At 62.8% G+C, this 14,055-nt stretch carries 13 protein-coding genes; 7 read left to right on the top strand and 6 right to left on the bottom strand.

Annotation, left to right across the window (positions count from 1 at the left end; all coding sequences use genetic code 11):
- Positions 1-206: 206 nt before the first annotated feature.
- From MRX98_RS21235 to MRX98_RS21220, 4 genes are all read left to right on the top strand, one after another.
- Complete coding sequence (locus tag MRX98_RS21235) at positions 207-347, top strand: hypothetical protein (protein ID WP_246914976.1); 141 nt, start codon at positions 207-209, stop codon at positions 345-347.
- Positions 348-668: 321 nt separating this feature from the next.
- Positions 669-1,670, top strand: coding sequence for an NADP-dependent oxidoreductase (locus MRX98_RS21230; RefSeq protein WP_246914973.1), 1,002 nt, complete (start codon positions 669-671; stop codon positions 1,668-1,670).
- Positions 1,671-1,720: 50 nt separating this feature from the next.
- The gene (locus MRX98_RS21225; protein WP_246914970.1) at positions 1,721-2,182 is read left to right on the top strand and encodes a MaoC family dehydratase; all 462 of its coding nucleotides are present in this window, start codon (positions 1,721-1,723) and stop codon (positions 2,180-2,182) included.
- Between the two features lie 19 nt (positions 2,183-2,201).
- The gene (locus MRX98_RS21220) at positions 2,202-3,974 is read left to right on the top strand and encodes a CoA-transferase (RefSeq protein ID WP_246914967.1); all 1,773 of its coding nucleotides are present in this window, start codon (positions 2,202-2,204) and stop codon (positions 3,972-3,974) included.
- Between the two features lie 47 nt (positions 3,975-4,021).
- Here the strand turns inward: MRX98_RS21220 and MRX98_RS21215 are convergent, their stop codons facing one another.
- The 6 genes from MRX98_RS21215 to MRX98_RS21190 all read right to left on the bottom strand — a co-directional run bounded on the left by MRX98_RS21215 (position 4,022) and on the right by MRX98_RS21190 (position 10,648).
- Positions 4,022-5,494, bottom strand: coding sequence for a 4-hydroxyphenylacetate 3-hydroxylase family protein (locus MRX98_RS21215; RefSeq protein WP_246914964.1), 1,473 nt, complete (start codon positions 5,492-5,494; stop codon positions 4,022-4,024).
- A 56-nt stretch (positions 5,495-5,550) separates the two neighbouring features.
- Positions 5,551-6,675 (bottom strand): epoxyqueuosine reductase, encoded by a 1,125-nt coding sequence (locus MRX98_RS21210; protein ID WP_246914961.1) that lies wholly within the window; start codon positions 6,673-6,675, stop codon positions 5,551-5,553.
- Positions 6,672-7,163: an NUDIX hydrolase gene (locus MRX98_RS21205; protein ID WP_246914958.1), complete on the bottom strand. Its 492-nt coding sequence runs from the start codon at positions 7,161-7,163 to the stop codon at positions 6,672-6,674. Before MRX98_RS21205 ends, MRX98_RS21210 begins: the two co-directional genes overlap by 4 nt.
- A complete protein-coding gene (locus MRX98_RS21200; RefSeq protein WP_246914955.1) occupies positions 7,138-7,641 on the bottom strand; it encodes a ferritin-like domain-containing protein in 504 nt (167 codons plus the stop codon). The genes MRX98_RS21205 and MRX98_RS21200 overlap by 26 nt, the downstream gene beginning before the upstream one ends.
- Before the next feature lie 403 nt (positions 7,642-8,044).
- Complete coding sequence (locus MRX98_RS21195) at positions 8,045-9,628, bottom strand: HD domain-containing phosphohydrolase (protein ID WP_246914952.1); 1,584 nt, start codon at positions 9,626-9,628, stop codon at positions 8,045-8,047.
- 129 nt (positions 9,629-9,757) lie between these two features.
- The gene (locus MRX98_RS21190) at positions 9,758-10,648 is read right to left on the bottom strand and encodes a hydroxymethylglutaryl-CoA lyase (protein WP_246914949.1); all 891 of its coding nucleotides are present in this window, start codon (positions 10,646-10,648) and stop codon (positions 9,758-9,760) included.
- Between the two features lie 101 nt (positions 10,649-10,749).
- Here MRX98_RS21190 and MRX98_RS21185 point away from each other — a divergent pair, with 101 nt between their 5' ends.
- The 3 genes from MRX98_RS21185 to MRX98_RS21175 are packed head-to-tail and all read left to right on the top strand — an operon-like array spanning position 10,750 to position 13,716.
- Positions 10,750-12,144: a glycosyltransferase family 4 protein gene (locus tag MRX98_RS21185; RefSeq protein ID WP_246914946.1), complete on the top strand. Its 1,395-nt coding sequence runs from the start codon at positions 10,750-10,752 to the stop codon at positions 12,142-12,144.
- On the top strand, positions 12,101-12,844 hold the full coding sequence (locus MRX98_RS21180) for a class I SAM-dependent methyltransferase (RefSeq protein WP_246914943.1): 744 nt from the start codon (positions 12,101-12,103) through the stop codon (positions 12,842-12,844). Before MRX98_RS21185 ends, MRX98_RS21180 begins: the two co-directional genes overlap by 44 nt.
- A complete protein-coding gene (locus tag MRX98_RS21175) occupies positions 12,841-13,716 on the top strand; it encodes a hypothetical protein (RefSeq protein ID WP_246914940.1) in 876 nt (291 codons plus the stop codon). The genes MRX98_RS21180 and MRX98_RS21175 overlap by 4 nt, the downstream gene beginning before the upstream one ends.
- Positions 13,717-14,055 lie beyond the last annotated feature (339 nt).

Here is a 14,055-nt window from a genome sequence, read left to right as displayed (position 1 = left end):
TCACCCGGCCCCCCGGCCCACCCGCCGGCGGTTGATCAACGCACCAAACGAAATTGCGCAGCATTTCCACCATGCACAAACAACTGTCGGATGTTGCATCTTTCGCAATCGGGATTATGGTGTTTTCAGCGCAACGAGGGCAAAGGGACTTTACGACGACATCAGCCATTCGCGGTTCGGGCCGCAGAATAAGGGAGGAGCCGACCATGGAACATCAAAGCCAATCTTCGGATGTCAAACGCTGTGTGAGCGATTGCGATAAGGATTTCATCTCCTGTGTGGAGTCGGGCCATCATGATTGCCTGGACCATTTTCGTGAATGCGACCGGTCCTGTAAATTCAGCTGAAGAAGTGTAAATCGGGTCTTCTTGGGCACGGCGTGCCGTGCCCCTACGATTCGGTTTACCCCTGAACCGGAAACAAGCGCCGCCCTGATGGATGGCGCTTGTTTTGTCTGCACTGATGCAAGTGACGCCTGGTTTGCGCATTGACAGTCCCACGGCCTTCTGACATACTTTTTTTCGAGTTTGCGCCTGTTTCACGGTTCGTTATATTTACAGTTCGGTTCTTTATCGTCGAACACCAAAGATCGACCCGAGCAGGCGTCGTCGCACCCCTTGGTGCCATGGCGCTATTCCGCAGCACACCTTCAACGAAAGGTAGCGGCCATGAAAGAGGATAATATACAAGTGCTTCTGGCGCGGCGCCCCGAGGGCGACGTGACGAAAGAGAACTTCGAAGTGGTGAGCAGCCCCCTGCCCGAGTTGCAGCCGGGCCAATTCCTGGTACGCAATCATTATCTGTCCCTGGATCCCTACATGCGCGGCCGCATGAGCGACGGCCCGTCCTACGCGCAGCCGGTGGCGGTGGGCGATGTCATGGTGGGCGGCACGGTGGGCGAAGTGGCGGCCTCCAAGCACGCCGACTTTCAGCCGGGAGAACGGGTGCTGGGCTTTTTCGGTTGGCAACGGTTCGCTGTCAGCGACGGTACGGGGGTGACCCGCATCACGGAGCAGGACCTGCCGTTGTCGGTCTACCTTGGCGCGGTGGGCATGCCGGGGGTGACCGCCTATATTGGATTGATGGATTTCGGCCGCCCCAAGGCCGGCGAGACCGTGGTGGTGGCCGCCGCTTCCGGCGCCGTCGGCAGCGTGGTGGGCCAGGTGGCCAAGATCCACGGATGCCGTGCCGTGGGCATTGCCGGCGGCCCGGACAAATGCCGCTACGTCACCGGGGAACTGGGGCTGGACGCCTGCGTGGATTACAAAGCCGGCCGCTTGCGGGAAGACCTGGCCGCGGCCACCCCGGACGGCATCGACATCTACTTCGAAAATGTGGGCGGCCCCATCCTGGACACGGTGCTGGCGCGCATGAACCCCTTCGGCCGCATTCCCCTCTGCGGTCTGATCTCCCAGTACAACGCCACGGAGCCCTACCGGGTCCGCAACTTCGGCAGCCTGCTGATCAACCGCCTCACAGTGCGGGGATTCATCGTCTCCGACCATCTGGACCGCTGGCCCGCGGCCCTGAAGGATCTGGCCCAGTGGGTGCGCGACGGCAAGATCAAGTACCGCGAAAGCATCGTCCAAGGCATCGAAAACGCGCCGGCGGCCTTCATCGGCCTGCTGGCCGGCAAGAACTTCGGCAAACAACTGATCGATCTCAGATAACCGTACAAACCCCTCTTGCAACCGCTCGACACGAGCAGAAAGGCAGCACCATGCCCAAGGTCCAATTTGAAACCATCGATGAACTGCGTCAGAAAATCGGCCAGGAAGTGGCCGTGGGGGATTGGATGCCCGTGACCCAGGAGCAGATCAACCTCTTTGCCGAGGCCACCGGCGATTACCAGTGGATCCACCTGGACAAGGAACGGGCCGCCAAGGAGTCGCCCTACGGCACCACCATTGCCCACGGCTTCCTGACCCTCTCCCTGATCCCGCGCCTGATGGCCGACAACCTGCAACTGCCGCCGGCCAAAATGACGGTCAATTACGGCCTCAACCGCGTGCGTTTCGCCGCGCCGGTGCCGGCGGGCAAGCAGGTGCGGCCGCGCATCACCCTGCTGGGCATCGACGAAGTGACCGGCGGTCTGCAGTTCAACTGGAAAATTCAAATCGAAGTGCAAGGCAGCGAAAAGCCGGCCTGTATCGCCGAAACCTTGTCTCGCCAATACCTTTAACCCTAATGAGGTGAAGTGGATGATGGATCCAGCGGTGCGCCGACTGATCGCCGACAAACTGACCCTGCCCGTGGAAGAGGGCGAAGACAAACGCTGTACGCTGCAAGAAGCCGTCCGCCGCCACATCCGTGAAAAGATGGTGATCAACATGACGGCCGGGGTCGGCGCCCTGGTCTACGAGCTGGTGCGCGCCTTCTGGGACAAGCGGCCCGAATTCACCATCATCACCCCCTCGTTGAACCTGCACCTGGTGGCCCTGGTCAAACAGCGCCTGGCGCGCAAGATCCTCACCAGCTTCGCCGGCATCAACTACCCCAGCCCCCGCCCCTGCCCGGTGGTACAGAACGCCTATGCCGCCGGGGAGGTGGACATCGAACAATGGACCATGCGGACCATCCCCCAGCGGCTACTGGCCGGGGCCATGGGCTGGGATTTCATGCCCACCCACTCCCTGATCGGCAGCACCATGGCCCAAGACAACCAGGCCGATTTCAAAACCATGCCCAACCCCTTCGGCGGCCAAGGCGAAATCGGTATGCTGCGCGCCCTGACGCCGGACATCACCCTGGTGCACGCCGCCGTGGCCGACCGCAGCGGCAATACCATCATCACCTACCCCCTGGCCGGCGACGCCTACGGCGCCTGGGGCTCCGCCAAGGGGGTGATCGTCAGCGTGGAGAAGATCGTCTCCACCGAATACATCCGCCAACACGCCCACATGGTGCGCATCCCGGCCTACTCCGTGCTGGCGGTGTGCGAAGCGCCCTTCGGCAGCCACCCCATCGGCATCACCCAATTGGGCCTGCCCGGCTTCGACGCCTACTTCTCCGACTACGACTTCATGACCGAAGTCAACGAGACCACCAAGGATGAAGCCGCCTTCATGCGCTGGGTTGAGGAGTGGATCCTGGACGTGCCGGACCATGCCGCCTACCTGGACAAGGTGGGTGGCGACCGCCTGGTCTACCTCAAGGGCAAGGCGGCCCCCGACGCCTGGCAGGCCGAAACCCTCAAGGAAGGGGCTGGAGTCGATTTCAATGCGCCGCCCAACCCGGTGGAACGCATGGTGCTGGCCGCCTCGCGGGTCATCGCCGAGCGCTGCGTGCGCAGCGGCTACAGCACCCTGCTGGCCGGCATCGGCCTGTCCAACCTGGCGGCCTGGCTGGCCCTTTACGACCTGCGGGCCCAAGGGCACGCGGTGGAGGTCATGGCCGAGGTGGGGATGTTCGGCTACATGCCGCGCACCTCGGACCCGGCCGTGTTCAGCCTGCACAACATGCACACCTGTAAAATGCTCTCCAACATCGAGACCGTGCTGGGGGTCAACGTGGGCGGTGCCCAGAACCGCTGCCTGGGGGTGCTCGGCGCGGGCCAGATCGACATGGCCGGCAACGCCAACTCCACCAAGATCAGCGACAAGCTGCTGCTGGTGGGCTCAGGCGGTTCCAACGACATCGCCAACACCAACCAGGAAGCCATCGTGGTGATGAACGCCGGGCCCAAGCGGTTGGTGGAAAAGGTGCCCTACATCACCTACGCCGGCACCCGGGTGCGCACCCTGATCACCGACGTCGGTCTCTTCGAAAAACTGGACGGCGCCCCCACCTTCACCCTGACCGCCTACCTGCCCGCCCATGACCAGGAGAGCGAAGCCCAGTGCATGGAACGGATCAAGGCCAATGTGGGCTGGCCCCTGGCCACGGCGCCCAACCTGCGGCGCCTGGCGCTGCCGGGGGCGGACGACTTGAAATTGCTGCGCTTGTTCGACCCGCGCAAGTACTACATCGGGTAGCAAAAAGAGACCGGTTGCAGGATGCGCCCGGAATGCCGGGCGCACCGCTAATCGCTTTTCTGCTTCCCTTGGCGGCGCTGGGGAATGCCCGCCAGGGCCTTGGCCAGTTTGACCTTCTCCGCCAAGCGGCCCTCGCGGAAGATCATGATCCGCTGGGCTTGGGGCGAACCGGCGCCGTGCATGGACTCCACCATGGCCGTGCCGCCGGTCATGGCCTCGATCAGGCGGCCGATCTTGATGCGCTCGCGCACCGGGATGCCGCTGACGCCGCTGAAGTATTTCTCCACGATGTGGCCCACCGCTTCGCTCTCCAGATCGTATTCACTGGGCAAGGTGGCGATGAAACCGCCGGCGATGTCCACCGCCAGCCGGGCCACCTCGAAGTGAAAGCGGGTGACGTTCTGCTTGCACACGTTGGCCAGCATGGTGTCCACCAGATAGGCCCCCGAGGGGGTCGGCGCGCCTTCGGCCGAGCAGGCGATGGAGGAGCTGTAGAGGGTTTCGCTCAAGTGAATCATCTCGGTCACCTTGTCCCGCACATGGGAGCCCTTGGCCGTGCCCTGGATCTGGGCCAGATAGGTGACCGCGCCGGTGAGCACATCCATCAAACCGGTCTTGCACGCCCCGTAGTTGGCCCGGTGGTGGGCCGCGAAACGGTAGACCAGGCTGCCGGTGAACGCCGTCTCGCCGTTGAGAAAGATCCGCTCGTTGGGCACGAACACATCCTCGAAGGCGATCACCGCCTCCCCGCCCACGGCGCCGAAACGCGGCTTGCCCACATCGATGCGCTCCAGTTGATCCCGCCGGTCATCGCCGGCCTGGCGCCCGAAAATCAGGGTGATGCCCGGCGCATCGATGGGCACGGCGCAGACGATGGCGTAATCGCCGGCGCTCTCGTCCAGGGCCGTGGTGGGCATCACCAGCACTTCATGGGAGTTGACCGCGCCGGTCATGTGCAGCTTGGCGCCCCGGATCACTACGCCGTCGGGCCGCCGTTGCACCACCCGCACGTACTGATCGGGATCGGCCTGCTGGGCCGGCCCCTTGGCGCGATCCCCCTTGGAGTCGGTCATGGCCCCCACCACCATCTTGTTCTCATCCTGGATGGCGATCAGCCACTGTTTGAACCGCTCCAGGTAATCGGTGCCATGGGCCTGGTCCACCTCATAGGCCACCGAATAGACCGCGTTGATGCCGTCGAACCCCACGCAGCGCTGAAAGCAGGTGCCCGTCTTGCGGCCCAGCACCCGCAGCAGCTTGATCTTCTTGATCAGGTCCTCGATGCTCTGGTGCACATGGGTGAAGCGGCTGATGGTGCGGCCGGTCAAGTGGGAGACGGCCGTGGCCAGATCGCGATACTGCGGTTTGGCCGCCAGGGCGTAGGTCATGGCCGCCGCCCGCACATGGGGCGCCGTGGCCGGATGACGCGTCACATCGCTCACCGGCTCCCCCTTGTAGTAGATCCGGGGATGAAGCCGGCGCAAACTTTCCATATATTCGGCACCATTTTTCAGTTGCATGGATCCCCCTGTCTTTCGTCCCTTATTGGTGTTTTTATCATGCCGGTTACTCCCAATCACCCCCTGCCCTTGTCGCTCTGCGCGAACTCCTCCAAAACCAATCCCGCGGCCGCGGGCCGCAACCTTGCCAACACGGCGTCGGCCCTCGCTCCCCCGATGCGCCCCAGGGCCCAGACCGCCATGGCCCGCACCCGCTCATCAACGGCGGTATCTTCCGCCGCCCGCGCCAGATCGTCCACATAGCGGTCGTCGCGGGTGTTGCCCATGGCCCGGGCGGCGTTCATCCGCCAGCGCCAGATCTGCTCGGCGGGCATGTAGAACATGCGGGGCCAGATGCGTGATTTGAAGTACTCTTGGTCCATGTGCAGCAGCTGCTCCAGGGTGAAATCGGCCTCCAGGACCGCCGCCTCGGGGTGCACCGGCAGGTCCAGGGCCAGCCAGGGGGCATTGCGGGGGCAAACGTCCTGGCAGCGGTCGCAACCATAGACATAAAGGCCCATGGGTTCGCGCAACGCGCGGGGGGTCAACCCCTCGCCGTAATAGCTGAGGTAGGAGATGCATCTGCGCGGATCCAAGGTGCCGTCGCCCTTCAGGGCACGGGTGGGACAAGCGGCCACACAGGCATTGCGGCACCAATCGGGACACCCCATCTGAAAGGAGGGCGCATCCGGCGCGAAGGATTGGTCCACCAGCAAGGTCAGGGGCAGGATCCAGGAACCCTGGCGCACCGCCTTGCGGGAATAGAAAAGGCAGTTTTTGCCCAGTGAGCCCAGCCCGGCCCGGGCGGCCGCCGCGCGATGGGGCATGTGCATGCCGCTTTTGGAGGCGATCCCCCGGTCCCGCAGCCAACCGCGAAAGGCCTTGAAGCGCACTGCCAGGCCTTTTTTGGTGATGCGGTCATCGTCCAGGTAGCAACGGCCGAAGTGGGCCTCCAGGCGGCGGGGGAAGCGGTGGCGCAGGTAGGGCTCGATCAGCACGATCAAGGTGCGCGCCTCGGGCATGACGGCCAGTGGATCGCTGCCTCGCATTAGGTTCAGGCCCATCCGGGCCACCCAGCCGTAGTCCGCCTGCCGCTCGTTCAACTGCTGTCGGTGGGCGTCGAAAGGGGCCACGGTGGTGAATCCGATATCCGCGAAACCGCACGCATGGGCTTGACGGATCACATCCGCTTTGGTCGTCATGGGGTCACCTTGGAGGGGGTTGCAGGAAGAAAACGCCGCAGCAATTCACGGGTGGCCGGGTGGATGTCCGGACCCGCCAGATCCTCGGCCGTCGCCCAGCAAACGGCGGCGGCATCGTCCCCGGCACACGGCTCGCCGGACAGATAATCGGCGGCCAAATCGACAATCACATAGTGAAACCGCACCCGGCCCGCCGCATCCCGCTCCACCAGATCAAAGGTATGGACCGGCTGCCGGGCCCGGATCGCCACGCCGGTCTCCTCCATCACCTCCCGCTCGGCGGCCTGCTGCAAGGTCTCTCCCAAGTGCACGGAGCCACCGGGAATGGACCAGAGCCCCTGGCCCGGCGGCCGGCCGCGGCGCACCAGCAGCACCCGGCCGGCATGCAACACCACCGCGCCCACCGCCGGCCGGGGGCCGGCGGGATAGGCCGCGGCCGGCGAAGATCCGGCCGCAGAACGATCAGAAGGGCCAGAACTGGCGGTCATGCCATATCTGCTTTTTGATTTCACGGTCCAGGGCGGCCAGATAGGTCAAATGGCCGTGCTCCCAATCGGTCAGCCAACGATAGAGGGCCTTCTCATTGGGATCCTTGGCCTGCATGGAACGGTCGGCATAGAGATTGACCGCCTGCTCTTCCAAGAGCATGGCGGCGGAGATGGCGGCCGCCTCGAACCCGGCGGCGGCGATTTCGGCCTTGAGGGTGTCGGTCAACACCGCATCGGCCGCCGGCGCCTTTTCGGCACTGTCGGCATCGAAACCGGCAAAGGCCTGGTCCCGCGAGTAGGCCTTGAAATGACCTTCCAAAATCTGCATATGGCGGTGTTCTTCGTCGGCCATATTCTGAAAAAAGCCGCGCACGGCGGGATTATGGGCTTGGAGTGCCACCTGCTCGTAAAAAGCGCGCCCGCGCCGTTCAAGCAAAATGGCCTCCTTCAAAACATCCAACGGATTGTACGAAGACATGCGGCAAATCTCCTTGTCACATTAGGGTTGGTGCATCCATCCAATACGCCCACGATAACCAATACCACCCACAAGGGCAACGCCTTTTCATTCAACCAACCCACCCAACCCGATCGGCTCACCGGACAAACACACTCTCTCGCCCTCACACCGCTCTCCACCAACCCCAACCATCTCTAGCCGACAGAATTCCTTCAACTTAAAACTTAAAACTTGATGGCCTCGTAAAAAGTCCCAAAAACGGTGTTTTTGCAAATTGCCATCGTATAAATTTAGGTACTTACAGCGTCGAAAATTGAAAATTCCGACTTTTTACGAGACCATCAAACTTTAAACTCTAATTTTTGTACTACCCGATTAACACCGCGCCATCCGAGATTAACCAGACCTTCAACGGTTACCGTCAAGCATTGGCCGCGATGGCCGTTTCCAGTGCGCCCGATTCGTAGAGATTGCGGAACACGTCGATGATGGCGGGATCGAATTGGGTGCCGGCGCCGCCGTACATGATATCCAATATTTGGGATTCGGGCATGCGGGCCCGGTAGGCACGGTCCGAGGCGATGGCATCGTACACATCGGCCACGCTGAGGATGCGGGCCAGCAAGGGAATCTGACGGCCCTGCAAGCCATCGGGGTAGCCTTTGCCGTCGAAACGTTCGTGGTGCGCCCGCACGATCTGCTTTTCCCGCGTCCACAGTCCGAGATGGCCCATGATCTCGAACCCGATCACCGGATGCTGGCGGATCACGTCGAACTCTTCGTCGCTCAGGCGGCCCGGCTTGAGCAGAATGTCGTCCCGGATGCCGATTTTGCCGATATCGTGCAGCAGGCCGGCCACATTGAGGATCTGTTGCTCCTCTTCACTGCAGCCAAGTTCCTTGGCCAGCGTGACGGCCAGGTGGGTCACACGACTGGAGTGCTGCTGGGTGTAAGGATCGCGCGCCTCGATGGCTTTGACAAAGGCATAGAGGGTGGAGAGCAAATTGTTGTAAATGTTTTCGTAGAGTGCAAGGTTTTCGATGCTGGTGGAGGCCTTTTTGGCCATGAAATCCAGGTAGTAGAGATCCTTCTCATTGTACCGGCGCCCATCGTCGCACACGGCCGCCATCAAAACCCCCAACACCCGGGCACGGATCTTCAAGGGCACCAGCATGCAGGAACGAAAACGGCGCGGCAGCCGCTGGGATCCGCCGTTATTGTTGGCCACCATCAGCGGCCGGTCATCGTTGAGCACCTCCCGCACCAAGGTGTAGAGCTTGGGATCATCGGGGGAGTGCAGCACCGAGGCGGCGCTGCCATGCTGCCGTGAGACGGCTTGGCGCCCGTCGCCGGCCACCCACTTATCGCCGGCCAGGGCGATGGGCATCGGCTTGACGGCGCTGTCGTTGACCAGGTAGAAACAGGCGGCATCGGCCGAGACAATTTCCACCGCCATGTCCACCAGCTGTTGAAACACATCGCTGCTTTCGCGCAACGAGCTGAAGTCGTTCAGGATACGGTTGAGGATGTTCAACTCCTCGACCTTGTACAACAGCTCCGTGTTGAGCTGCTCGATTTTGGCTTTGCCCTCCAGCTCCTTGCTGAGCATCAGGTTTTCGATGAACAGACGCCGTTCGCGCATCACGCGCTGCACGCACAGCTCCATCTGGTGCAGGTTGACCGGCTTGACCAGAAAATCGACCACACCGTTTTTCAAAGTCTGGATGGTGTTGTCCAGGGAGGGATAGCCGGTCATGACGATCACCGGGATGGTGCTGTCCTGCCGCCGGATATGCTCCGCCAGCGCCAAACCGTCCATTTCGGGCATATTGATGTCGGTGAAGCAACAGTCGATCCGATGGGACCCCATCACGTCGAGGGCCTGCCGGCCGTTTTCGGCCGTCAGCACATTGTACCCCTTGGCGGTGAAATAGGTGTGGGCGATGTCGATGATGCTCTGCTCATCGTCCACGAACAAAATGGTCTCTTTGGCGTCGTTTTGCATTCGGCATCCTGTGAGGCATGTTGCCCGGCGGCCAAACCACAGCCGCAACACGTTCTGTGTGTCTTTATCGGTCATCGGGCGGGAAACTTAATGCCGTGCAGGGAACTTTTTTTTGCGCGCCCCGAACCCTCAAATCAGGCGATACCGCCTGCCGGGCAGCGGATGGTCGAACAAGGCACTCAGGCGACGGCTCCAAATTGCCACGCGGGCGGCATCGATGCCGGTGGCCACGCCCAGGCTGTGCATCAGGTGAAGGGTGTCCTCTGTGGCGATGTTGCCCGCCGCATCCGCCACGAAAGGGCAGCCGCCCAGGCCGCCCAGGGCGGCGTCGAAATGGGCGATGCCCATCTCCAGGGCAACCATCACGTTGACCAATCCCAGGCCATGGGTGTCGTGCAGGTGCAGTCCCACGGGCAGATCGCCGACCCGGGACGAAATTGCTTCCAGCAAACGGCGCACGCTGACCGGCGTGGCCAGTCCGGCGGTGTCGGCCAATACCAACAGATCGACGCCGCCTTCGGCCAGCGCAAGCGCCGCCCGGCACACCTGCGCCACGGGCGGCGGATCGCCCGCACCATGGCCGAAGGCACACTGGATGCTGCCCCTCACGCGACGCCCGGCGGCAATGACCTGCGACACCATGGCCGCGGCTTCAGCAAAGGCCGCCGCCGCCGACATCCCGGTGTTGCGGCGGCTGTGGGCATCGCTGACCGAAAAGGAGACCTCGACCCAGGGAATCGCCGTGCGACAGGCCCGCGCCACGCCGTGTCGATTGAGGGCCAGGGCGCTGTAGGCCACCCGGTCCACATCGGGCAGCGCCGCGATGACTGCTTCGACATCCGCCATCTGGGGCATTTTGTCCGGGTGCACGAAGGCGCCCACCTGAACCGCCGGCACTCCGGCCCCCACCAAATCGGCGATCAGCGCGACTTTGGTGGCGGTGGGCACCATGCGCCGCTCCATCTGCAACCCGTCCCGCGGTCCCACCTCGGTAATCACGACCTTGTCCGGCAATACCATCCCCCACCTCCCACGTTGCGCCCCCATTCCAACCCCGCACCGGAAAACCCTTGACGCCCCCACCCCATCCGGCTATCTGATACAGTTTGTATTTATGGCGGGTGGTTGTAAAAACCCAGAACACCATTCAGGGGCGCGACAATCTCTCCCTGTTGAACGCTGACGGCAGTAACTCTTTCATGGTGAGCGCCTTGTCCGATTCGTTGCCAACACCCATCGAAGCCCGGGATAGCGACCGCCCCTTGCGCATCGGCCTGCTCAGTTACCGGGGCAACCCGCATTGCGGCGGCCAAGGGGTCTATATCCGCCATCTGAGCCGGGCCCTCTGCGAATTGGGCCACCGGGTGGATGTGATCGCCGGCCAGCCTTATCCCGAACTGGACAACGGCGCCCGGCTGCACCGTTTGCCAAGCCTCGATCTCTACAACCCGGAGGCCTTGTTCCGCACCCCTTCCATACGCGAATTGTGCAACCCCATCAACATTGTTGAGTGGATCGGCATCTCCACCATGGGCTTCAGCGAACCGTTGACCTTCGGTCTGCGGGCCTTCCAACGTCTCAGAAACGGCAACGGCTACGACATCCTGCACGACAACCAGTGCCTCTCCTACGGCATCTGGGCCCTGGCACGGCGCATGCCCACCGTGGCCACCATCCACCACCCCATTACGGTGGATCGGGATCTGGCCGTGCGCGCCGAGAGGGTGCTGTGGAAAAAATTCAAGCACCTGCGCTGGTACAGCTTCATCGGCATGCAGAAACGGGTCGCACCGGTGTTCCGACGCATCATCACCGTATCGGACCATGCGCGCAAAGATATCAGCCGCGAATTCGGCATTCCCGCCCAACGCTTCAGCGTGGTGCCCAACGGCATCGACACCCGGCTGTTTCACCCGCTGCCGGGCGTTGAACGGGAACCGGGGCGCCTGATCGTGACCAACAGCGCCGACATCGCCCTGAAGGGGCTTCACATCCTTCTCCACGCCTTAGCGCTGCTGGCGCCCCGCCGGCCGCAGTTGCGCCTGGTGGTGGTGGGCATGCCGAAAAAGAAGAGCCCCATCCACGGATTGATCCGGGATTTGGGATTGGGACAACGGGTACAATTCACCGGGCGCATCCGCCAGGAAGCCTTCGTGCACCAATACGCCAGGGCCTGGGCCGCGGTGGTGCCCTCCCTTTACGAAGGGTTCGGCCTTCCGGCCGGCGAGGCCATGGCCTGCGGCGTTCCGGTGATCAGCACCACCGGCGGTGCCCTGCCGGAGGTGGTGGGCAACGCCGGTCTGCTGGTGCCGCCCGGCGATCCCCGGGCCCTGGCCGAGGCCATCGCCCTGATCTGCGACAACCCCCAACGGGCACAAGCGTTGGGACGGGCCGGCTACGAGAGGGTCATGGCCCATTTCACCTGGACCGCCGCCGCCCGCAAAACGGTGGCCGTATACCGCAGGACCATCGATGATTACCGTCGACTTGCACTGCCTGAACCTGCCCGCCGGTAGCCGCATCCTGGATATCGGCTGCGGCTCCGGACGCCACGTGGCCGCCGCCTACGCGCTGGATCAGGCCATCGTGGTGGGCGCCGACCCCGACCTGGGCGATCTGCGCCAGGCCCGGGGCCGGCTTTGTTTCCACGACCAGTGCGGTGCCCACGGCAACGGCTGCTGGGCCCTGAGCGCCGCCGACATCACCCGCTTGCCCTTTGCCGACGGCGCCTTCGACCTGGTCATCTGCTCCGAAGTGTTGGAGCACATCCCCGACCACCGGCGCGCCATGGCGGAAATCGTGCGGGTGCTCCAACCGGGCGCGCCCCTGGTGGTCAGCGTGCCGCGCCGTTGGCCCGAATGGATCTGCTGGCGGCTGTCGCCGGCCTATCGCCGCATGCCCGGCGGCCATGTGCGCATCTACGATGCGCATTGCCTCGTGCGTCAAGTGGAAGCCCACGGCGTGCGCCATTGGCGCACCCACTTCGCCCACGGCCTGCACACCCCTTTCTGGTGGCTCAAGTGCCTGCTGGGGCTGGAGCGCGACACCCTTGCGCCGGTGCGGCTCTACCACCGCTTCTTGACCTGGGACATCATGCAAAAGCCCCGCCTGACCCGCACCCTGGATCGCTGGCTCAATCCCCTCTGCGGCAAGAGCGTGGTGCTCTACTTCCGCAAGCCGGCCGCCGTCCCGACAGCGACCAGGGAGCCGACATGACCCTGCCGCAGTTGCGTCCCCAATTGCGGTTCTCCGGTGAGTTCCAATCAGCGGAGATGGAGACCGCCTTCCGGCGATTCGCCTGGACCGATATCCGGGCCCTTACCCGCCGCACTCTGCTGGTGCTGGCCTTCCTGGTGATCGTGTTTGTCCCCGTGGACCTCATGGCCCTGGGCCGGCAGCCGGTGCTCTACTATCTCTTGGCCGTCCGTCTCCTGACCACCGCGGGCATCGTCCTGGCCGCCCGGCACATCGGCCGCCACACCGACTATTTCAAGCGCTACCCATGGGTGCTACTGGCCACCCAAATGGGCATCGCTGTCACCATTTGGCTGCTGGCCCTGCTGCGTCAGATGCCCACCGCCTATCTCGGCGTGAACACCATTCTCTGCACCCTGGTCTTCTACCAGTTTCTAAACAATCGCTTCGCCTGCACCGTGTTCGCCAACGTCTTCCTGGGCATCGGCTCCATCCTCTGGGCCTTTGTTTTTCTGGACATGATCGCCACCGAGCTGATGGCCTCCTTCTTTTTCCTGATACCGCTCAATTTCCTGGGCATCACCATTATGAAGTCGATCAACGGCAGCAAGCGGCGGGAATTCACGGCCCTGAAAGAGAATGAGCGCATCGACGCTCAGAAAGAAAAACTGATTGCGGAACTGCAAACCGCTCTGGCCGAAGTCAAGACCCTCCAGGGCTTTCTGCCCATTTGCGCCCAATGCCACAAGATCCGCGATGACAAAGGTTACTGGGAGAGCATCGAAACCTATATCCAGCAGCGGACCACGGCCAAATTCAGCCACAGCATGTGCCCCGACTGCGCCCAACAACTGTACGGCCGTTTCCTGAAAAAAAACACCCCGACCGATTGAACAATCACCCGGTGCAATTGTGACCATCCGGAAACGAAAACATGTACTGTAGGGGCACGGCATGCCGTGCCCGGGTAGCCCCGATCAACCGGGCACGGGCACACCACACACCTCAGGGGCACGCAAGGGCACGGCATGCCGTGCCCCTAAGTACGCTATCCAATGAAATAACACCGTGGCCCGCGAACGCATGCAAAGACGATTTCGATCCCGATAGCGATATCGATGCAACAGAATCCCCGCCAGCCGTTGAATATTCCGACTACAAGGATATTTTTCCCACCGAAAATGTGAAATCGGCCTGTTCCCGCACAGAGGCGAGTGGGTCCGGGGGAGCCG

The sequence above is a fragment of the Desulfatitalea alkaliphila genome, assembly GCF_022968795.1.
Classification (GTDB): Bacteria; Desulfobacterota; Desulfobacteria; order Desulfobacterales; family Desulfosarcinaceae; genus Desulfatitalea; species Desulfatitalea alkaliphila.
This window is presented reverse-complemented; position numbering and strand designations above follow the sequence as displayed.